The 24072-nt window shown below is 34.8% G+C and carries 12 protein-coding genes; 9 read left to right on the top strand and 3 right to left on the bottom strand.

Annotated elements, in window-relative coordinates; translation table 11 throughout:
* Positions 1–66: 66 nt before the first annotated feature.
* From AAGV28_RS05585 to AAGV28_RS05595, 3 genes are all read right to left on the bottom strand, one after another.
* Positions 67–2199 (bottom strand): hypothetical protein, encoded by a 2133-nt coding sequence (locus tag AAGV28_RS05585; protein WP_373405841.1) that lies wholly within the window; start codon positions 2197–2199, stop codon positions 67–69.
* Between the two features lie 2 nt (positions 2200–2201).
* Positions 2202–5828 (bottom strand): DUF4450 domain-containing protein, encoded by a 3627-nt coding sequence (locus AAGV28_RS05590; RefSeq protein ID WP_373405842.1) that lies wholly within the window; start codon positions 5826–5828, stop codon positions 2202–2204.
* Positions 5829–5978: 150 nt separating this feature from the next.
* Positions 5979–7436, bottom strand: coding sequence for a glycoside hydrolase family 28 protein (locus AAGV28_RS05595; protein WP_373405843.1), 1458 nt, complete (start codon positions 7434–7436; stop codon positions 5979–5981).
* 444 nt (positions 7437–7880) lie between these two features.
* Between AAGV28_RS05595 and AAGV28_RS05600 the strand changes: the two genes are divergently transcribed.
* The 9 genes from AAGV28_RS05600 to deoC all read left to right on the top strand — a co-directional run bounded on the left by AAGV28_RS05600 (position 7881) and on the right by deoC (position 24061).
* Entirely contained in the window at positions 7881–9005 is a 1125-nt protein-coding gene (locus tag AAGV28_RS05600; protein ID WP_373405844.1) for a glycoside hydrolase family 88/105 protein, read from the top strand.
* A 137-nt stretch (positions 9006–9142) separates the two neighbouring features.
* Positions 9143–10474 carry a right-handed parallel beta-helix repeat-containing protein gene (locus AAGV28_RS05605; protein ID WP_373405845.1) on the top strand — a complete coding sequence of 444 codons (1332 nt, stop codon included), beginning with the start codon at positions 9143–9145 and terminating at the stop codon, positions 10472–10474.
* Positions 10475–10495: 21 nt separating this feature from the next.
* Entirely contained in the window at positions 10496–13498 is a 3003-nt protein-coding gene (locus tag AAGV28_RS05610) for a glycoside hydrolase family 2 protein (protein WP_373405846.1), read from the top strand.
* A gap of 1 nt (position 13499) precedes the next feature.
* Entirely contained in the window at positions 13500–15293 is a 1794-nt protein-coding gene (locus AAGV28_RS05615) for a prolyl oligopeptidase family serine peptidase (RefSeq protein WP_373405847.1), read from the top strand.
* 386 nt (positions 15294–15679) lie between these two features.
* Positions 15680–16732: a GntR family transcriptional regulator gene (locus tag AAGV28_RS05620; RefSeq protein WP_373406004.1), complete on the top strand. Its 1053-nt coding sequence runs from the start codon at positions 15680–15682 to the stop codon at positions 16730–16732.
* Between the two features lie 249 nt (positions 16733–16981).
* Positions 16982–18307, top strand: a complete 1326-nt coding sequence (locus tag AAGV28_RS05625; RefSeq protein ID WP_373405848.1) for a rhamnogalacturonan acetylesterase — start codon at positions 16982–16984, stop codon at positions 18305–18307.
* A gap of 17 nt (positions 18308–18324) precedes the next feature.
* Complete coding sequence (locus tag AAGV28_RS05630; protein WP_373405849.1) at positions 18325–21192, top strand: glycoside hydrolase family 2 TIM barrel-domain containing protein; 2868 nt, start codon at positions 18325–18327, stop codon at positions 21190–21192.
* A gap of 61 nt (positions 21193–21253) precedes the next feature.
* The gene (locus tag AAGV28_RS05635) at positions 21254–22777 is read left to right on the top strand and encodes a rhamnogalacturonan acetylesterase (protein WP_373405850.1); all 1524 of its coding nucleotides are present in this window, start codon (positions 21254–21256) and stop codon (positions 22775–22777) included.
* 540 nt (positions 22778–23317) lie between these two features.
* The gene (gene deoC / locus AAGV28_RS05640) at positions 23318–24061 is read left to right on the top strand and encodes a deoxyribose-phosphate aldolase (RefSeq protein ID WP_373405851.1); all 744 of its coding nucleotides are present in this window, start codon (positions 23318–23320) and stop codon (positions 24059–24061) included.
* The last annotated feature ends 11 nt before the right edge of the window (positions 24062–24072 follow it).

The following is a 24072-nucleotide window of genomic DNA, read 5'->3' on the forward strand; positions in this document are numbered from 1 at the left end:
TTCCATTCAAATCAATTCTTTAAGAGAAAAAATCCTGAGAGTTTTTAATTCTCAGGATTAGAGTTATTAAAACATTTTTTCAAGACCTTCCCATTTTACATTCCATGTACCATCTTTAGGGAAACCAGGATTTTTTTCGGTAGTGCCATCCCAACCAGCGCACATCATGGCTACGGCAGTAAGTAAACCTCCATTTCCTGGTAAGTAAATAGGCAAACGATCTTCTTGATAATTGTGTCCGTTAGCTAAATAAGTGTTCGTTTGTACTTTCATAAATAAGGCATCAACCGCTTTATCGGGCATTTGTAAACGAGCAGCAGTCATAGCAGTCATTGGGAAATCCCAACCCCAGGTATCTTCCCAAGACCAAGTTTTCCAAATCAAATCGAAGGTATTCTTCATGATGTTTTTGTCTAACAAAGTAGTTTGGGGCAACATTCCGTAAGTTCCAAAAACAGAGGGATGATCGGTTTTGTATTCTGGATTAGTATAAGAATCTGTAGCACTTTCAGTAGCTAAATACACATTGTCCTGAACAGGCAGTTTAGATAATTGAGCAACTACATCCTTCCATTTAGCTACTTCGGGCTCGCCTAAACGTTTTTTCCATTCTAAAGCCGTGTTTAAAGCCCAGTTCCAATAAGCCAATTCGTAGGTTGGATTAAAAGTTTCTACCGCTTTGAAACGTTCTTGCGCAGGAATCACTCCAGGACCCAGAATGTATCTTTTTTGAGCTTGATCGTAGTAAGCAAAAGAAGCCATAAAATCAGCGGTAGCAAAAACACGTTTTTTGTATAAATCTAAAGTCGCTTTGTCTTTGTATTCGCGATACATTAATTCGGCATAAGTAATAAAATGCGGCTGTTGCCAAAGTAACAATGCTCCAATAGAAGAAGGTGCTTCATTACCATCCGGATCGGTCATTTTTTGCCATCGTATACCTTCAAAACCTTGTCTTTCGGCAATTTTTTTAGCATTGTCATACACTTTAGAATACCAAGGTAAACTTTTTTCTAACAAACTCGCTCTTCCCCATAATGGAAAATGAACGCCATGCCACCAGTGCATTTCTAAGTGCGGTTTTCCATACCAGCTGTTGTAAGTCAGCCCTGTTTCCTGTGGCGGTTCGTTTCCTGTACATTGTAATTTAGTCAAATATTGAGATAAAATCACTCTTCGTTCTAATTCAAAAGCACGAGCATCCGTACATGCTGAAAAATCGATTGCTCCACCACTTTTCCAGAATTTTTCCCATCCCGAAACACTGCTGGTTTGTACCGCTGCAACATCAGGAATAGATAATTTTCCTTTGTGAGCTGGTGCAAATTCGCAGCTAAATTCAAATTGGTTGTTTTTAGAAGGAGTAAGGATATAATAATGCGCTTCTTTTTGAGCAATAGCTGCATTTCCTTTCCATTTTAAACCAATATTATAGGTAATCGAATCCATCTTGTGCGATACAATAGCTTCGTTTTTTCCATTGTTCGAAAGGGTGCTTGTATAAGCAAAATCGGCTTTCCATAAATTTCCATTATCGCCCCATTTCATTGTTGGGAAAGGAATACGTAGGCGAATTTTTAATTGCCCTTTTTTCATTAAATCAGAGGCTACTTTCACTCCAATAACGTCTTTTTCCTGATGAGAAGCGGTCCATACTTTTACAGGAGTTCCTTCAAAGGTAAAGCTACTTTCAATTTCTCCAGTCCAAACATTCAGTGTTTGTTTGATGTTTTTAATATCCGATGGTTGTCCTGAGCTTCCATCTTTTTTATATAATTCAAATCCTAAATTCCCCAGTTGCAATCGGTGTGCATTGGCACGAAAATATTCTACGGCATTTTTTGCACGTTCAGGAGTTTTTGGCTGTACACCATAAGAAACTTGTCTTCCGTTTTGTTCGAAATTCACTAAGGTTTCTTCAAATTTATAATTTTCGGTATTAGGAACAGCATCCCATCCCCATTCCGATTGCGTACCTAACGGAACACCCGCCTGATAATAATCCGGGAAAGTTTGCAGCCCTGTAGCATCAACGGTAAAGGCAAAAGTTCCGTTTCCAACTGATAATGAATTCAGCGTATCAATTTTTGTGATAGCAACATTGTGCCTTGTTACCAATGCTTTTCGGTCAATTTTTTCTTGTGCTTTTGCTGTAGTTAGTAACAAACACAAGGAGAGTGCGATGAATACTTTTTTCATACTTAATTTCTGTTTAAAGTTAAACTCATAATACCAATAATGACTTCATTGGCAATGGCTTTGATTTCTAAATTTTTTAGCGATTTATTTTTGTTAAGTGGTATGTCAATAATTGTTCCCGCTCCGCCTTCAATACCAAAATCACTAAACCCTTTTATCGATTTAAAATGGTTGAAGTCTCTGCTAATGGTTCCTGTTTTTAGATAAACTCTCGGCGGTTTTTGTGCATTCGTTGTAAAAGCATAACCATCAGTATAATAATCTTGCTCTATTGGCCACCAGTTTTCTGGATTTTTTAGTTCTAATTTTTCGCTGCTTCCATCGCTGTAAGTCACTATAATTTCACCATTGGTAAATCGACTTTGCATTGGATTAGTTGTTCCTGCCATCATCAAATAGGCCTGAGATGCCGTTCCCGAAAGGGGAATGCTAAGCGAATTAGGAAAATTATCCCATTGTGAAACAAAAGCAATGTTTTTATCTGCAGTAGAAGAAGTAGCAAACGGAATGCCTTGCGGACTGATAATCTCATTATTCGTTCCTGCTTTAGCTCTTAATCCAGAGTCGTCAATGAGTGGTTTTATAAAAGGATAACACCAGTTTCCAATTCCCTGCGTTGGGATTTGAAGACTTGGCGATTGCACTCTCGGGCTGAGGTATTTGTTTTCAAAAATATTCGTGATTTTATCATTAAAAACACCGTCTAGTTTTACAGCTTCCCATTTTGTTTGAGGATTACTTGTAATATCCCAGTTAGTGAAATTTAATTTTGTTTGAGTTCCATCTTCAAAATTCATTTCCAATTGATTGGTTCCCGAAACCAATTGGTCTAACGGAATTTCGATGCTATTTTCTGAATTAGCTTGTAAACTAAATTTTATTTTATTTGTTTTTTGATTCGAAATGAGGAATCCGTTTATCACTTTTTCAGTATTGTTTTTGATTACAACTACTGCATTTTCTCCTTTTATCGCATTCGAAACAATTTCAAGATTAGATTTGATATTGATATCAATGGCTTGCCACCAAATCATCTCTTTCTGTTTCAATTTAACAAAAAATGATTTGTTACCAATAGTATTCGCCACCGCATTGATTTCATTAGTATTGACAACCACTTTTTTTAGTGTGTTTTGAGTATCTTTTATTTCTAAAATAGTAGCGCTTTTTGTTGCAATACGAATGTTTTCGCCTTCGCAAATGGACGAAATTGAAGCCAGTTGTTCTAAGGTTTCGTTACTCCAGACAATTTCAATTTTATAAGAATCAGCATACTGATTTTCGATGCTTATTTTTGGACTTCCAACAGTTCCATCGATCATTTTCCATGGCACTTCTTTACCATTAACAATCACTTTGCTAATGGTTGAATGAGTAGCATTGACTATTAATTGCAAGTTCATTTTTGTTGGAAAATGAGGTGTAATTTGGTAAACATCGGTATTTTTTGTTCTTTCGAAAGCAAAGGCTACATCAGGAACTTCAAGCGAAGCATGATCCCAGGATTTTGGTAATCCTGGCTGAATTGTTAAAGTGTTTTTAAGCGCATCAGGTTGAATTCCGAAAAGTCCTTCTACTAAAGTACGTCCTGCCATTCCAACTGGATCAGCAAAATCGCGGTACAATTCGCCACGAATGGCATCCTGAAACAATAATTGTTCAAATCCACCAGGAGAAGCACCGAGATACATACTTTCGATTAAACCACTTTCCCAAAGTTGGTATGCTTTTTCAGACTGTCCTCCTTGCCAATAGGCCAATGCCGTGTGTAAAATTTCGGCAAGAGCCACATTATTGACAGACCATGTATAAGGTTGCCAGTTTGTGGTAGAAATTAATTCCAGATTGTTTTTGTCTAAACCTTCGGCAGCAACTGGAATATGAGGAATTTCATTATCAACATATTTTAAAGCTTGGTACGCTTGAAATGGGTTTGCAATTTCGCTATCTAAGGCATGGTAAACCGTCCAAATTCCAGGCGTATCATGAGTCAGTTGGTTGCCCAAAAGGTCTTTGTATTCCGCAAAAGTACCGTTGTTGTTTTTCCATAAATTTTGTTGAATGGCTTGATGAATGTGTGCGGCTTCTTTTGCATAAGAAGAGCCATCTTCGTCCACAATTGGAGCTAATTCGGCAGCCATTTTATTGGCATAATAATTATATGCCGAAGTATACGTTACACCGCCTCCGCTGTAGCCTAATCCATCGCTCGCCCAGATAGCAGCATACGCATCATACATGCCATCGCCGTCTACATCATAATTTCTTTTTTCCCAAGCCAAATGTCTTTTGATGACAGGCCACATTTTTTTTAGGAAATCCACATCCCCAGTCCATTTGAAATGACGCATTAATTGGTCAATAAAAACCAGGTTCATATCATAATGATGTGCGATATCATTCCTGTTTGGGTTGCGGCTAATGTAACCGCTACTAAACATTGAAGTGCCAATTTTTTCTAACTGACGCGCATAATTTCTAACTGTATCAGGAACAACTGGACCCGTTTCAGGTTCAATAACTTGCGATTTTCCATAACTTTCAAAATGAGTTTTAGCTCTGTCGTGCCAACCTAATGGGTCGGCAACATAAGCCCCGCGCCAGGCATTTAAGTGCATGCGCCAAGCAATAGCGCCATGTAAATAAGCTGGGTTTTCCCAAATCGCATCGGCAGCCATAGCTAATGCGCCGCCCAAAGTATTGATGTAAGGATCGGGCGTATTGACTTTAATTCGGTTTGCCAAAACTTCGCTTTGAGCGAGGGCTTTTTGGAATTTTTCGGCTATTGATTTTTGAGTTGTATTGTCAATTTTGGCTGTGTTTTCAAATAACCAATAATTTCCCTCTTTCGAAAATTGATTCAATTGTCCAATGATCATTGGAACCGAATCTACTTTTGAAGTGTAATTTTCTAAAGGTGTTTTTAAGAAATTAGCACTAGATAAATGTGTTTTCGAATCAGGAAAAATAGCATTAATTAGCTGAGTGTTTTTATTCTCTTTTTTATTGGCTTCAGAACCATAAGAAAGTGTGAAACTGTTTTTATTAATTTGATACTGATTGTTGATACAATATTCAGGATGCAAATAAAACACTGATTCTGGATCGCCACCAATGTCTCCGTTTCTAGAAAATTTCTTACCACTAGCTCCACCATAAGCCCAAACAAGTGATACGTTTTTTGGAATAGTATTCCCAATAACTTTTAGAATAAAACCATCGCTGTCCGCTAAAGCCACAATTTGAATCGTTAGAGTGGCATTCGAAAGTAAGGCATCATTGATTTGATATTCTACAATTCCAGGAGTGTATTTTGTATTTATTTTATCGGCTTCAGTAAGCCATTTGCTGTTTTTCCCGTTAATTATTCCTAGTTTCAAATTACCACCCATTCCTGGTATGTAGGTAGCAAATTCTGGCAAATCTCCAGCTTCCACCCTAAAAGCGGTATTGTTACCGTATAAAGCACGATTGAATTTTCGAGTACCATTTTTTAAAATAAAACTTTTGCCTTCGGGTGCATAATGGATTTTTCGTGTTTCTCCATGCCATAAATTTTGACTTTGAGCCGTCAAATTAGGTATAGCGAAAGAAAGACAAATAAGGGAAATAGAAATTTTAAATTTCATTATAGAATTATTTTTTTTGCCACGAATTCACGAATTTTATTTGTTGTTTATTATCGTTTTTATTTCTCAAATTTTATTTTGTGAAATAATAAATAATTTTTTGATACTAAACCTCAATAATTAAATTAGTGAATTCGTGGCTTTGTTTTTTTATTTATTTACAGATTTTGAAAAATCTACATTCTTAGCATTTTCAATTTTTAACGTCGAATGGTCAAGAGCATTAATAAATACATTGTCTAAAATCCAATTGTTACTATAAGAAATGCTTCCAGCTGTTTCGGCTGTAATATGCACATTTTTAAGTGTTATGTTTTCGACAATAGATTCTTCTAATCCCGCTACCGAAATGGCTTTTTTAGCTCCTTTGATATCAATATTCTTTAAATGAATGTTTCTAAAACTAGGAATTCCTTTAGATTCGGGTTCTACCTTAGTCAACATTTTTTTCCAATGTGGAGGTAAAGTTTCTTCGGTATAACCAGCGGGGAGTTTGGAATAGCTGTAAGCTGGATTCCAGTTCATCGAAATAGTGATAAAAGTACCTACGCTTTCCATTTTTATATTTTCCATATAAATATCTTCTACCGTTCCACCTCGATTAGTAGCTGATTTTATGTTCAATCCGTTTTTAGTGCCGTATCCTTGAATATTGGAAACATAGACATGGCGAATGCTTCCGGAAGTTTCGCTGCCTAAGGTGAATAACCCAGCACCTTGACGGGCAATACAATCGCGAACCACAACATATTCAGTTGGGCGATTGACTCTTAATCCGTCCCAGTCGCGTCCTGCTTTTAAACAGAAATTATCATCATTGCAATCAATATCGCAGTTTTGAACCAGTATCCATTTTGACGAATCAATATCTATTCCATCCGTACTTGGTCCGTGTCCTCCAATGTTGTTTCTTATTTTGATGCCATCAACGGTTACATATTCTGAATACAAAACCTGAACGGTCCAAAATCCCGCTCTTTGAATGTTTAAATCTTTAAGAAATACATTTTTAGAATTTGTGATTAAGATAGTTCTGGGACGTTTGGCGTCATAATCTACAATCCATCGCAAATCTTTAGCTTCGTATTCTTTGCGTAAATTCCAATAATAATCCCAATACACTTTTCCCTGACCATCGATGGTGCCTTCGCCATCCAGAGTTACATTTTTTTGATCTAAAACATTAATTAAAGCAGCTGGCCATTTCATTTCGATTCCAGCCACACGAGTATCAATTTCGAGATAATCGGCAATGTTTTCGCTGCCTAAAATAGTTACTCCTTTTGGAACATTAAAATGAACGCCTTCTTTGATAAATAACGAACCCGTTAAGTAATTTCCGGGTTTAAAAGTAAGGGTTCCACCACCATTTTTACTGCATTCGTCTATGGCTTTTTGAATGTTTTGAGTAGTTAGTGTTTTACCATCATTAATTGCTCCGTAATCATTTGCATAATAAATTTTGGATTTGAATTTGTTTTCTTTTGCACCGACTTTGTTAATCCATTTGGGAGCAAAATTCGCTGAAAGACTGCTAACTTGAGCTGTCTCTTTGCATGAAAAAAGTAAAAAGAATAAGGAACTTAAAATAATGTGGTATTGTTTCATTATAATTAATTTTATCCCCAAAGATTGTTATTTCATATCAAAAAGGCATCCTGTACTTGCCTGATTTTAAACCTAAATTGTGTAAATTGATAAAAACGGGATAGTTTTGGATAATTTATGTTTTTTTTTCCGAACAAATTATAGCTCTGTTCTAGTTTACATGACTCTACGCTAAGTGGACAGTCCTGCAAGTTTTATTAAAAAGAATTTTTCGTTTTTTTGGCAAAATTTTTGAGCAATCCCAAAGCGTTATTTTTTTAATTTATTTATTCATAGAATTTTTTGTTCCAGTTTCAACTTTACAGCCGAAAATTAATTGTTAATTTAATTTAACAGGATGCAACAGGACACAAAATAGAGAGTCTAAAACTATTTTTACCTAATTAATTATTTTTATCAAAAATATAAACTTTAAATTCATTATTAATTCAAAAAAGTAAACACATGAAGAAACTAGTTTTAATCTTTACGTCCTTTTTATTGTACAGTTCTGTTTCAGTAGCCCAACAACCTTTTGATAAAAAAGCAGTTTTGGCTCAAATGGAATTGGCCAATAAATATTTTATGGATAAATGGCCTGATACAGGTAAAACTATTGTGACTAATAGAGAGCGTCCAAGTAATATTTGGACACGTGGGGTTTACTATGAAGGTTTAATGGCTTTACACGAAATTCACCCTAAACAAGCTTATTATGACTATGCTTACGCCTGGTCAGAATTTCATAATTGGGGATTCAGAAACGGAAATGCAAATCGCAATGCCGATGATTATTGTGCAGCACAAACTTATATTGATTTGTACAATATCGAACCCGATCCTAAAAAGTTGAAAAACACAAGACAATGTATCAATATGTTGTTAAATACACCTCAATTAGACGATTGGTCTTGGATTGATGCTATCCAAATGGGAATGCCTGTATTTGCAAAATTAGGTGTATTAGATAATGATAATCGTTATTATGAGAAAATGTACGACATGTACATGTACTCCAGAGACAAACATGGTGACAAAGGATTATATAATCCAAAAGACGGATTATGGTGGCGCGATGCCGATTTTGATCCTCCTTACAAAGAACCAAATGGAGAAGATTGTTACTGGAGCCGTGGAAACGGATGGGTAATTGGTGCTTTAGCAAAAGTGTTGACAATTATTCCAGAAAATGCACCGCACAGAGCGCAATATGTAAAAGATTTAAAAGCAATGGCAAAAGCATTAGTACCTATTCAAAGACCCGATGGTTTCTGGAATGTAAGTTTGCATGATCCAAACAATTATGGAGAAAAAGAAGCTTCGGGAACAGCTTTGTTTGTTTATGGTATAGCATACGGAATCAACAGCGGAATTTTAGATAAAAAAACCTATTTACCAGTTATTGAAAAAGCTTGGAATGCATTAACAACTGAAAGTTTGCATAAAAATGGATTTTTAGGATACTTACAATCTACAGGAAAAGAACCAAAAGATGGTATGCCATTAAGCTATGATAAAATCCCTGATTTTGAAGATTATGGTTTGGGTTGTTTCTTGTTAGCAGGATCTGAGATTTATAAAATGAAATAAAGAGAATGCTATTTTGCTTTCTTTTATAAGTAAGTCCAAATAGTTTATAATAGATAAAAAGGGAAGTTTAGTAGCTTCCCTTTTTAATGAAAATCAATTGCTGAAATTCAAACACGCACAAAAATAATTAGTGTAACATGAAATCTAAAATCCTAATTACCATACTGTTTTTAAATAGCTTCTTTTCTTTTGCAAAAGAATTCTATGTTGCTCCTTCAGGAAATGATGCTAATAATGGAACAATCAAAACTCCTGTTGAAACCATAAAAAGAGCACAGGAATTAGCCAGCTCAGGAGATACCGTTTTTATCAGAGGCGGTAATTATTTGATGCGAGAAGAACAAATTGCTCAGTTAAAAGGGATTTGGGCTTATGTAACCAAATTAGATAAAAATGAAATTTCGTATCTAGCGTATAAAGACGAAATTCCTGTTTTTGATTATAAAAATATTAAGCCTGCTGGAAAGCGTATCATTGCTTTTTTAGTGAATGGGAATAATATTCATATTAAAGGAATTGAAGTTGTAGGCGTTCAGGTTACAATTAAAAAACACACCCAATCAGAATGTTTTGAAGTTCGTGGAAGCAACAATACGCTCGAGCAATTAAGTATGCATGATACTATGGCTATTGGGGTTTACATGCTTAGTGGATCGAATAATTTGATATTAAATTGCGATGCTTACAACAATTATGACTCGATTTCCGAAGGTGGTAAAGGAGGAAATAGCGATGGTTTTGGATGCCATCTTGAAAAAGGAAGCGTGAATAATATTTTTAGAGGATGTCGTGCTTGGTACAATAGTGATGATGGTTTTGATCTAATTAACAATGCCGAAGCTGTTTTAATAGAAAATTGTTGGGCTTTTTACAACGGATATTCGCCAGGTTTTATAGGTCGTGCTGATGGAAACGGATTTAAAGCTGGAGGATATGGAAAGGGGAAAAACCCTTACAATGAACTGATTGAAAAATACACTCCAATACCTAAAAACACCATTCGGTTTTGTTTAGCCGTTAAAAACAAACATAGCGGATTTTATGCCAATCACCATTTGGAAGGCAATTATTGGTACAACAATACTGCATATTTGAACAAAAGAAATTATAATATGCTTAATTGTTTAGCCTTGAATCCAACTGATTTTGGGACAGATGGACCAGGATGGAATCACGAAATGGCTAATAATTTAGGCTTTGCAGCTACTGTTGCCGAATTAACCGATATTGATAAATTGCGTTGTGTGTTGAAAAATAATTATTTTGATTTAAGCGATATTAGCATTTCTGCTGCTGATTTTTTGAGTATTGATGAGCAATTATTGATGGCGCCACGACAAGCAGATGGAAGTCTGCCAAATAATGATTTTTTAAAATTAGCAGCATCAAGTAAACTAATAAATGCAGGAATCGATATCGGATTTCCATTTAAAGGTTCCGCTCCAGATTTAGGTTGTTTTGAAAAATAAGAATAAGTAAAAAGAGGAGATATGAATATTAATTTAAAGAAATTATTTTTTGTCATTGTATTGTTGGCTTTCAGTTTTGCAGTTCCTGCGCAGGAATTTAATAGAAAGAAATACAGTTTCAATTCAGACTGGAAATTAAAACAAGGTGATTTTGCTCAGGCAAAAGAAGCTAATTTTAATGATAAAAATTGGCAATCGGTAACGCTTCCTTTTGCATTCAATCAAAATGAAGCTTTTAAGAAAGACATCACGCAGCTTACCACTGGTATTGTTTGGTATCGAAAAAAGTTCAAATTACCAGAAGGAATTGTAGATAAAAAAGTCTTTATCGAATTTGAAGGCATTCGCCAAGGCGGAACTGTTTATGTCAACGGACAAAAAGTAGGACTTCATGAAAATGGAGTAATGGCTTTTGGTTACGATATTTCAAGCTTGCTAAAATCCTACCCAGCCGAAAATACCATTACACTTCGTATTGATAACGATTGGAAATACAAAGAGCAGGAAACAGGATCTACTTTTCAATGGAACAATAATAATTTTAATGCTAATTATGGAGGAATTCCTAAGAACGTTTACCTTCATGTAACTGACAAATTATATCAAACACTTCCGTTGTATTCGAATCTAAAAACAATTGGAACGTATGTTTATGCTTCGAATATCAATATTGCTCAAAAAACAGCGAGTGTAACTGCCGAAACTCAAGTTAAAAATGAATATACTGGCGCGAAAACATTCTCTTATGAAGTTCAGGTTTTTGATTTGGAAAATAAAAAAGTAGCTGATTTTTCAGGTCAGGAAACCACTTTAAATTCGGGAGAAACTAAAATTATTAAAGCTTCGAAAGAATTAGATAATTTACATTTTTGGAGTTGGGGTTACGGTTATTTGTACACTGTAAAAACCATTTTAAAAGTAGATGGAAAAATTGTAGATGAGGTTGCCACCAAAACAGGTTTTAGAAAAACGGCTTTCGCCAATGGTGAAGTGGTTTTAAATGATCGAGTAATTCAAATGAAAGGCTATGCGCAACGTACCAGTAACGAATGGCCAGCTGTTGGGATGTCAGTTCCTGCCTGGATGAGTGATTTTAGCAATCGAATGATGGTAGAAAGTAATGGTAATTTAGTGCGCTGGATGCATGTTACACCTTGGAAACAAGACGTAGAATCTTGCGACAGAGTAGGTTTAATCCAAGCGATGCCCGCTGGTGACGCCGAAAAAGATGTTAAAGGAGTACAATGGACACAACGCGTCAATTTAATGCGTGATGCTATTATTTATAACCGAAATAATCCAAGTATTATTTTCTACGAAAGTGGAAACGAAGTAATTAGTGAAGCTCACATGCGCGAAATGAAATGCTTGCGTGATACTTATGATCCGCATGGCGGAAGAGCAATTGGTTCTCGTGAAATGCTCGATAGTCAGGAAGCGGAGTACGGTGGCGAAATGTTATATATTAACAAAAGTGCCCGCAAACCTTTTTGGGCAACCGAATATTCCAGAGACGAAGGTTTGAGAAAATACTGGGACGAATTTTCGCCTCCTTTTCATAAAGAAGGAACTGGCGGAACCAATCATTCTAATGTAAATGGAAGTAAAGTGGCCGATGCTAGTCCGTACAATCACAATCAGGATATGCACGCCATTGAAAATATAACGCGTTGGTATGATTATTATGTTGAACGTCCTGGAACTGGAAAAAGAGTCAATTCTGGTGGTGTAAATATTATTTTTTCGGATAGTAATACCCATTTTAGAGGTGCTGAAAATTACAGAAGAAGTGGCGAAGTGGATCCAATGCGAATTCCGAAAGACGGTTTTTTTGCACATCAGGTCATGTGGGACGGCTGGGTAGATATTGAAAAATACAGAACCCATATTATTGGACATTGGAATTATACCGATGCAGTAACGAAAAACATTTATGTTGTTTCTTCGGGAGACAAAGTAGAACTTTTTGTGAATGGAAAATCCAAAGGTTTTGGTACACAAAGCAAGCAGTTTTTATTTACTTTCGAAAACATTCATTGGGAATCCGGTGCGGTAAAAGCAGTGAGTTATGATGCGAATGGAAAAGTGTTGAGCGAAGATGAAAAATCAACTTCGGGAGCTCCATTTGCTATTCAATTAACTCCATATACAAGTACTGAAGGATTATTGGCAAATGCCAATGATATTGCTTTAATTGATGTTGAAGTAGTAGATAAAAATGGCAATCGATGCGTTGTAGACAACAGCTTAATCGAATTTACATTAAACGGAAATGCCACTTGGTTAGGCGGAATTGCACAAGGTCCGGATAATTATATTTTGTCTCAAAAATTGCCTGTAGAAAATGGAGTGAATAGAATTATGATTCGTTCTACGTTGAAAGCAGGTGAGATTAGTGTTTCGGCAAAATTTAAAGGATTGCAATCTGCTAAAGTGAAATTGGAATCAAAACCCTTTTTGTCTAAAAATGGATTGGCGGAACTACTGCCTAGCGATAATATGCCTTCTTATTTAGAGAAAGGACCAACGCCAAAAACGCCTTCTTATACTATAAAAAGAACACCTGTTTATATCAGTCATGCTACAGCTGGATCAAATGCTGATGATGTTTACAAAAGTTACGATGATAATGAATTGACAGAGTGGACCAATGATGGAAAAGTTAGTACTGGAAAAATCACCTATACTTTAGCAGAATCAGCGGTAGTCAATGAAACGGTGGTGAAATTTACAGGTTGGCGTACAAAAAGTTATCCAATTCGTATATTAGCAGATGGGAAAGAAGTGTATCGAGGTAATACCGAACAAAGTTTAGGTTACATTACGATTCCATTAAAACCACAATTGGCTAAAGAAATTACAATAGAATTAATAGGAATCAATTCTGAAAAAGACGCTTTTGATACCATTGTTGAGGTTGATCCAACAAAAGAATTGGATTTGTTTAAAGATAAAAGTGCGGCTAATGCCAAAGGGCAGCTGCGTATTGTAGAAATAGAATTTTATAAAAAAAATGATAATTAGTATGAACAAAAAACTATTATTTGGATTAGTACTTTTTTTAGGATTGACCATCAACAGCTTTTCACAAGAAAGTGCGGCCTTTCCATTGTGGGATAAAATCCCAGGAGTTGTTAAAAATGAAGCCTACAAAGAAGAAGCACGATTAGATGCACAAGGAAATCGAACAGGAATTAGAAAAGTAATTGAACCTACTTTGATGCCTTTTTTGGTTGAAAATAAATCATCAAAAAATGCTGCAGTGATTATCTGTCCAGGTGGAGGATATTCGGTTTTATCCATTGATAAAGAAGGAATCAATGTGGCCAAATGGTTCAATTCCATTGGAGTTTCGGCTTTTGTATTGAAATACCGTTTGCCAGCAGATGATATTATGAAAGATAAAACGGTTGGTCCATTGCAGGATGCACAAGAAGCCATTCGTGTTTTGCGTAGAAATGCAGCAAAATGGAATTTGGACGAGAATAAAATTGGAATCATCGGTTTTTCGGCTGGAGGTCATTTGGCTTCAACAGCATCCACACATTATTTAGATAAAGTATATGATTCCAAAGAAGATGTTAGCGCACGACCTGATTTTTCGATGTTAATTTATCCAGTAATTTCAATGGAAAACGGAATTACGCATAATGGTTCGAAAGAAAGCCTTTTAGGAAAAACGGCTGCTGCTGATTTGATTGCGAAATATTCGAATGAAAAAGAAGTAAATGAAAAAACACCACCAACATTTTTAGTGCATGCTACGGATGATGGTGCTGTTCCTGTTGAAAATAGTATTAATTATTATCTCGCTTTAAAGAAAAATAAAGTTTCTGCCGAAATGCACCTGTATCAAAACGGAGGTCATGGTTTTGGATTGGGAACAAAAGGAACACATACTGATTGGTCAGCTTCTTTAGAACATTGGTTGGTAGCCAATAAAATAATTGCTGAAAAATCAGTCTATCTTTTTTCTTATTTTAAAGGAAATGGTGAAGATGGTTTGCATTTAGCATACAGTGAAGATGGTTATAAATGGCAAACATTAAAAAACGATGCTTCTTTTTTAACGCCCGAAGTTGGAAAAGACAAACTCATGAGAGATCCTTGTATTATTAAAGGTGGCGATGGTTTGTACCACATGGTTTGGACGGTAAGTTGGACAGATAAAGGAATTGGATACGCTTCTTCTAAAGATCTAATTCATTGGTCAAAACAAGAATTCTTACCTGTTATGCAACACGAAAGTGGAACACGCAATACTTGGGCTCCTGAAATTACTTATGATGAGGTTAATAAAGAATACATGATTTATTGGGCAAGTACTATAACTGGAAAATTCCCAGAAACGCAATCTACTGAAGATAGCGGCTACAATCACAGAATATATTACACCACTACAAAAGATTTTAAAACTTACGCACCTACAAAATTGCTGTATGAGCCAGGTTTTAATGTAATTGATTCTTCTATTTTGAAAGATGATAAAGGATATATTATGTTTTTGAAAGATGAAACAAAAGTTCCTGTGCAAAAAAATCTTAAAGTAGCTTATAGCGATAAAATGACTGGGCCTTACACGAAAGCAAGTACTCCCATTACTGGAAATTACTGGGCAGAAGGACCAACAGCTATTAAAATTGATGGACAATGGTTAGTCTATTTTGACAAATATAGAGATCATAAATATGGTGCGCTAAAACAAACCGATAAAGGTTGGGAAGATGTATCGGATAAGGTTAGTTTTCCGCACGGAACACGCCACGGAACTGTTTTAGAAGTTCCAAAATCAATGCTTTTACAGTTGATGAAAGAATAGAAAATTTCTAGTTTTAATTTTACCCCATTACAATCGATAGGTTATAATGGGGTTTTTTTGTGTAGATTTTGTGTTGAATTAGTATTAAAATTAGTCTTTAAAAATAGATTATGATATATAGAATATTGCTTACAAACCAGATTGATTAATTGTTGCTTAATCGATGTGATTTTTGCATATATGATAAATTTAATAATGATTTATAACAGTTTTTGTTTTATATTTAGCTTTTTTGTTTTTATTATTAAATTTATTTTTATATTTGGTAATCGATTACAGCTTTTTCTATTTGAAAATTTTGGTTTTTGAATTGAAATAAGGATTTTGTTAGTAAGGATAGGTAAAATATAATTTACAGGAAGATGGAAAAGTTTTTGACAAAAGAGATGATAGATGAAGGGGTTTCATTTTCAATGAGTTTAAGTGAAAACTCAAGAATCCCAAAATACAAACAGATAGTAGATTCGATAATTGACAGTATTGCTACTGGAAAACTACAAATGGATCAAAAGTTACCATCCATTAATATGCTTAGCGAAGAGTTTTATCTTTCTCGAGATACCGTTGAAAAAGCCTATAATATTTTAAAGAAAAGAAAAATAATAACTCCCATTAGAGGGAAAGGTTATTACATTACTCGTACTAAGTTAATTGCTAAAGTCAATGTGCTTTTTTTGATTAACAAGTTGAGCTCCTATAAAATGAGAATTTATAATTCTTTCATCAATAATATTGGAGGAAATTCTCAAACCGATTTACACATTTACCATTGCGACCAAACCTTATTCCTGAATTTAATAGATAAAAATTTAGGGGCGTATGATTATTATGTAATTATGCCTCATTTTAAAACTGATAACCTAACACATGTTAGTTCTGGCGAAAGTGTTTTGGAAGCCATTAATAAAATACCAAAAGAGAAATTAGTTATTTTAGATAATAATAAAGGAATAGAAAATTCGATAATCGAAGTTTGTCAAGATTATGAGAATGATATTTATGGTGCTTTGAAGCAAGGAATTGACAAAATCTCTAGATACAATAAATTGATTTTAATTTATCCTGAAAGTTCTGTTTATCCTTATCCAAGACGAATTTTAAATGGTTTCAAGCGATTTTGTGTGGATTCCGGATTAGAATATGAGGTATTGAGAGAGGTTTATGATGATATTGTGTTGAAAAAAGGAGATTTGTTTATCACAATCGAAGAATCAGATTTGGTGAGTCTTGTAAAACAAATTAGAGATAAAAATTTTGAATTAGGTAGAGAGATTGGTGTTATATCCTATAATGATACACCGTTAAAAGAATTATTAGGAATTACAGTAGTTTCTACTGATTTCAAAATGATGGGAGCTACTGCTGCAAGTATGATTTTGAATAAAGAAACAGGTAAAATAAAAAATCCATTCAACTTTATTGATAGGAATTCGATTTAGAATTCAGGTTATTTACCGATTTAAGATAATTAAGAGGCTGTTGCTTAAATGTAACAGCCTCTTTGTGTATATATGGGATCTCTCCTTTGGTACTATTTTTGTTGAAAACAAATCCTCCAGTTCGCATTAGCTTAGCATTGGTTATTAAGACTTATTGGTGTAATTTGATATGTTACCTAACAGTGCAGGATACTAATTTGTATTGAAAACAATACTTTAGTCCATTCTTTAAAATAAATTTGATATTTTATGATTCAAAAAGATAAGATTATTTTTCTGTTGCTTTTGGTATTCAGTTTCCAGGTTTCAAATGCCACGATAATATCTTCAAAAACAACAGAAAAGAAAGTTTTTTACTTTGGAAAAAAACTAAAAAAATCTAAAAAAGCAATAGTAGTAAGTAAATCTCTGCCTTTTGATTCCGTTTTAGGTTATGGTTTTGATTTTAATACTGCAACTAATGTAAAAGTGAACAAAAAATCATTTGCTACAGAACTTCCAACCTATTTTTCGGTACAACTTCCTGAAGGAAATTATCAGGTTTCAGTAACTTTTGGTAGTACAACTAAAAATACCAATACTACCATTAAAGCCGAATCAAGAAGATTAATGCTCAATCAGCAACAGCTCAAAAAAGGAGAAACTGCTACTAAAACTTTTAATGTAAATGTTAGATTTCCTAAAATTGATGAAACATCTCAAATTCACTTAAAAGACAGGGATTTGGGACAATTGAATTGGGATGAAAAACTAACATTAGAATTTCTAGGAACTGTCGAAATAGAAAGTATTAGTATTACTCCAATAACCGATGTTACAACAGTTTATTTAGCAGGAGATTCTACCGTAACGGATCAAGATTTAGAACCTTGGGCTTCTTGGGGACAATATATTACGAATTATTTTGACAAAAATGTAGTGGTGGCAAATTACGCCGCTTCAGGATTAACATTGCGTTCGTTTAAAGCAGGTTTACGTTTGAAAAAAATCTTATCAGTAATTAAACCTGGCGATTATTTAATTGTAGAGTTTGCTCATAATGATGAGAAAGAAAAAGGAGCGGGCATTGGACCCTGGGATTCCTATACTGCTTCCATCCGCGAATATGTTCAAGCAGCCAGAGACAAAGGGGCGATTCCTATTTTGATTACTCCAGTTCAGCGTCGTGCTTTTAATGCCGATGGAACTTTAAATCCCACTCATGGTGATTATCCTGATGCGATGCGAAAAGTGGCTCAGGAAATGAATGTTCCTCTTGTAGATATTACAAAATTGACTACTACATTATATGAAAGCTGGGGCGATGAACCATCCAGAAAAGCATTTGTTCAATATCCAGCCAATACTTTTCCTGGTCAAAAAGAAAAATTAGAAGATAATACCCATTTCAATTCTTTTGGAGCCAATGAAATTGCTCTTTGTGTAATCAAAGGGCTTCGTGATTTAAATAGTCCTTTGGCTAAATATTTTTTAAAAGAAGTACCTCAATATAATCCAAATTATCCGAACGCTTTCGCAAAATGGACTCTACCAATGAGTTCTAGATTTGAAACTGTAAAACCAGACGGAAACTAATTCTTTAATCAAAATTTATGTTTTTTAAAAAATCATTACAAGCTGCTGTTGCATTATTCCTGCCATTTTTATGTGTAATAAATGCAAATGCTCAAGAAACTACTAAAGTTTTCCTTTCGGGAAAAGATTTTGAACATCCTGTAAAATGGGATTTTATGTGTACCGCTGGAAACAACAGCAAACAATGGTCTAAAATTAATGTTCCATCCAATTGGGAACTAGAAGGTTTTGGCGAATATACTTATGGTCGTTGGTACAAAGAATTAAATCAAAAAGAACCAAGTAAAGAAGAAGGTTTCTACAAACACGAATTCCAAATTGCAGCTTCTGATAAAGGGAAAACCATTTATATTGTTTTTGGTGCAGCCATGACTGATACCGAAGTGAAAATCAACGGAAAATCAGCAGGGCCAATTCATCAAGGTGGTTTTTACGAATTCAAATATGATATTTCTTCTTTGTTGAATTATGGCGGAACTAATGTTTTAGAAGCGCATGTTTCTAAACATTCGGCTAATAACTCCGTAAATGCTGCCGAAAGAAAAGCCGATTGGTGGCTTTTTGGCGGAATTTATCGTCCAGTTTGGCTGGAAATTATGGCAAACGAAAACATAGCACACGTTGCTGTGGATGCTAAAATGGATGGAACTTTGAATGCGCATTTAGATCTTCAAAATATTTCTCAAAAAAGTACTATTACAGCTTCTATTTCGGCTGATGGAAGTGATAAAATTATTGGAACACATTCTTTTGATGTTAATGCTAAAGAAAAGAAAAAAGTCATTAGCATGCAATTTCCAAATATCAAACCCTGGAGTCCGGAAACGCCTAATTTGTACAATCTTAAACTAGAATTGAAACAAAACGGCAAAACGATTCATGCTATTACAGAACGTATTGGTTTCAGAACTTTAGAATTCATCAAAAAAGATGGAATCTATGTGAATGGCAAAAAAATCATCATGAAAGGGGTAAACAGACATGAAATTTGGCCAGAATCGGGTAGAAGCATGAGCAAACGTTTGAGTATCATGGATGTCAATTTGTTGAAAGATATGAACATGAATGCCGTGCGTGGTCATTATCCTGCCGATAGTCATTTTCTACAGGTTTGTGATTCATTAGGAATTTTTGTTTTGGATGAATTAGCAGGTTGGCAAAATTCGTATGATACGGAGACAGGAACCAAATTAGTCAAAGAAATGGTAACGCGCGATGTGAATCACGCATCCGTTATTATTTGGGACAACGGAAACGAAGGCGGATGGAATTATAATGTAGATCAGGTTTTCAGGGATTTAGATCCACAAAAACGTATTGTAATTCACCCTTGGTCTGATTTTGACGGTTGGGATGTACACCATTATCCGGCGTATCAAACCGGAATTCACCGATTTGTAAATGGAGAAAATGTTTTTTTTCCAACAGAGTTTATGCACGCTACTTATGACAATGGTGGGGGAGCAGGATTAGAGGATTTCTGGAAACAATACAAACAAAGTCCTTTGTTTGCTGGTGGATTTATTTGGGTTTTTTGTGACGAAGCCGTTAAGAGATCCGATTGGAAAGGAAAAGAACAATTTGATTCAAAAGGTTCTCTAGCTGCCGATGGTATTCTTGGCCCTCACCGAGAAAAAGAAGGAAGTTTTTATGCTATTAAAGAAATTTGGGCACCGATTCAGTTTGCTCCATTGAGTATTACTGCAAAATTTGATGGTTCGTTTTTTATTAGCAACGATTATATTTTTAGCAATTTGAATTCTTGTACCATGGAGTACAAAGTAGTTAAGGCTGATAAAGAAATGTTGTATACTAAGAATGCAAATTCGATTTTAGACAAAGGGAAAATCGAAATTCCAAGTATCGAACCAGGCGAAACATCTAAAATAAAAATTCCTGTTAGTGCTAACTTTTTCGAAGGAGACTGGGTTGAAATTACCGCTCGTGACCAACACGGAAGAGAAATTTATACTTGGTCTTGGACAATTCATAAGGCAGATTATTTTGCTGAGAAATTTTTATTGAAAAAAGAAACTAAGGCAAAAGTGAGTATCAAAGACGAAGCAGCTTCGGTTTCATTAATTAGCAAAGAGGTTCAGGTTACATTCGATAAAAAAACGGGAACAATTATCTCAGTGAAAAACAAAAACGGAATGGTGCCTTTGACTAATGGACCAAGACCAATTGGGATGATAGCCGAAGTGAAAAATGTCGAATCTGCTGTAGAAAATAATGCTGCTGTACTTACAGTGAATTATAAAGGAGGAATCAAAAAAATCAAGTGGACGATGACTGCCGATGGGCGATTGAAAATGGAAATGGTAGCACTTAAAGATGCAGGAGCGAATAATGGTTTTGATGGTGCATTTTTTCAAGATAAAGTAGATGCTTTTGGTATTACTTTTGATTTTCCTGAAGAAGGAGTGGAAAGTATGAAATGGTTAGGAAAAGGACCTTACCATGTTTGGAAAAACAGAATTAAAGGAACAACTTATGGAATTTGGGAGAAAGAGTATAACCAAACCATTCCGGGAGAAAGTTTTGACAATATGATTTTACCAGAATTTAAAGGGTATCACGCTAATTTTTATGCGGGTGCTTTAAAAGCAAAAAACAACAATAGTTTCAAAATGTTTTCGGCTTCTGAAAAAGTATTTTTAAGATTATTTACACCAGATTTACCTAAAAATGCTTTCGAAGGAGCGCATCCGCAACCTGCGTTTCCAGAAGGAAATATTTCCTTTATGTATGAAATTCCAGCAATGCGTTCTTTTAAACCTATTGAACACCACGGACCACAAAGTCAGCCAGCCAGCATCCGAATTAAAAGTGGAGATGAGGGGATTCAAATGAATTTATGGTTCGATTTTAGAGTTGAAAAATAACAAATTCAATAGCAATGACAATTGCAATATTCAATAACAATAATAAACAATAGTTGTAAAAATGAGAATTACCAAATTAATGCTATTTGCTTTTTTAGCACTTTTTTTAGTGCAATTTGAGGCAGAGGCACAGCAAAAAATAACGGTATATACAGTAGGTGATTCTACTGTAAAAAACGGTCGTGGTGATGGAACTGGAGGTCTTTGGGGCTGGGGCGATTACATTGGACAGTTTTTAGATTCTACTAAAGTTCGAATCGAAAATCATGCGCTGGGAGGAACAAGTACCAGAACCTATCAAAATTTAGGATTATGGGATGCCGTTTATAAAAAATTGAAAAAAGGAGATTATATTTTAATTCAATTTGGTCATAATGACGATGGTCCGCTGAATGATACAATTAGAGCCAGAGGAACCATAAAAGGAATTTCTGAAAAGACGGAAGAAATTGATAATATGATTACCAAAAAGCACGAAATTGTACATAGCTACGGTTGGTATATTCGTAAAATTGTAAAAGAAGCTAAAGCAAAAGGAGCTATTCCAGTGGTGATGTCACCAATTCCTAGAAATACATGGAAAGACGGAAAATTGCCAAGAAACAATACATCTTATGGATTATGGGCAAAACAAATTGCCGATCAGGAAAAAGTGGTTTTCATTGATTTGAATGATCGAATGGCTAAGAAATTAGAGCAATTTGGCGAAGCAAAAGTAACAGGGACTTATTTTTATAAAAAAGATCACACACATCCTTCTGCAAAAGGAGCAGTTGTTGCTGCCACTTCAATAATTGAAGGATTAAAGGCTTCGAAAAGTACTTTGAAGAACTACATTCTAGAAAATCCAACAATCAAATTGCCTAGAAAAATTAATGTTTTTTTAATTGGCGATTCTACTATGGCGGATAATAAAAATGAAAATGCAGTAGGTTGGGGCGTTATGGTACCTCGCTATTTTGATACGACGAGAGTGAATATTGTTAACAAAGCCAGAGGTGGAAGAAGTTCACGCACTTTTGATTTTGAAGGACTTTGGGAGAAAACAAAAAAAGAAATTCAGCCAGAAGATTTTGTTATTATTCAATTTGGACACAACGATGCTGGAAAAATTGACGGAGAAAAATATAGAGGTTCTATTAACGGTATTGGAGACGAAACCCAACAAGTGAATCGAGCAGATAGTTTGATAGAAACCGTTCGTACTTATGGATGGTACATGAAAAAATTTATTCGTGAAACCAAAGAAAAAGGAGCGACTCCAATTGTAATGAGTTTGACACCAAGAAACGAATGGCCAAATGGAAAAGTAGAGCAAAGAGACGAAACTTACATTAAATGGTCGCAACAAGTAGCAGAGCTTGAAAATGTAGATTACATCAATTTGAGTAAAAAAGTAGCCGAAAAATTTGAAGTTTTAGGACAAGAAAAAGTAAAAGAATTCTATCCAAAAGATCATACGCATACAGGTAGTGCAGGAGCTAATTTGGTTGCCGAAACCGCAGCAGAAGAACTCAGAAATTTAAAAGGAAGCAAGATTAGATATTTGGTTTTGAATAGTAATTCTTTAAAAAAGGATAAATAAAACCATTAGTCAGAATCATCAAAAGGGAATTACACCCAACGGGTTAAATAATCGTGTTTATAGAGACTTAAATAAGTTTAAAGTTTTGAATTCGTAAAGTCAAAATATGACAAGCGTGTCATTTTTATTATTTGTATAGTCGTTAAAAAAATAATGTTGCCTTTAAAACCAATAAAGGATTCTATGCTATTAATTTGCCAAAGTCAGATAAAATTAGTGGTTTTTTAGGATGAGATACACTTTTGGTTGGAATAGTATGCAATTTTAAATTACAATAGAATCAAATTAAAGAGGATTTCTTTTTAGATTAATTAATGGTGTAACTTTCCTCTGCTTAAAATAAGATCTTTGTATAATGGATATAAAAATAGCTCTTTTTAAAGCTTGACTCAATAAAAAATCCTGCTTCGGCGGGATTTTTTATTGAACTGACATGGAGTAACAATGTGTATTGCTATCGAATCCAAAAAGAGAACTGTAGTGCATTTGAAATTAAAATGTATTTTTGTGTGCAAAGCACCAAGGCTAAAGCAATAATTCATGGATATTCGATCATTTATAGATTCTACTTATTTAAAAACTGCTATTCAAGCAGGACTTGACGAAAGTCAGAATCAGGTTGTGGTAGAAACTTTTATTACAGAAGCTATCGAGGAAGGTTTTAAACTAATTATGATTCGTCCAGAAATGGTTGCTGTGGCAAAGCAAATGATTGCGCCATCGGATTCTAATCTAGCAATAGGAACCGTAATTGATTTTCCAGAAGGACAATCTACTATTGATTGTAAATTAGAAGAAGCACAACAGGCCATTCTTGATGGTGCTGACGAATTGGATTTTGTTTGCAATTATCAGGCTTTTAAAAATGGTAAAGTAGATTTGCTTAAAGATGAAATTCTTCGCGGAACGCAATTGGCTTTAGAAAACAATAAAATAATCAAATGGATTATTGAAGTGGCTGCTTTAACGGATAAGCAAATTATTCAGTTGTCGGCTTTGATAAAAAATGTTGTGATTACTCACTTTAAAGAAGATGATTATGCTGCTGTTTTTGTAAAATCGTCTACAGGATTTTATAAAACAAAAAATAATGAACCCAATGGTGCCACAATTCCGTCAATTATTATGATGTTAGAAAACGCATCGCCTCTTCCTGTAAAAGCAGCCGGCGGAGTTCGAAATTATGAAGATGCTGTGGCAATGATAAAATTAGGAGTAAAACGAATAGGAACTTCATCGGCAAAAGCAATTGTAAATGGAGTAAAAAACCCAAATGACTATTAAATAAAGATGTA

It is taken from the genome of Flavobacterium zubiriense (assembly GCF_041729725.1).
In the GTDB taxonomy this organism is placed as follows: domain Bacteria; phylum Bacteroidota; class Bacteroidia; order Flavobacteriales; family Flavobacteriaceae; genus Flavobacterium; species Flavobacterium zubiriense.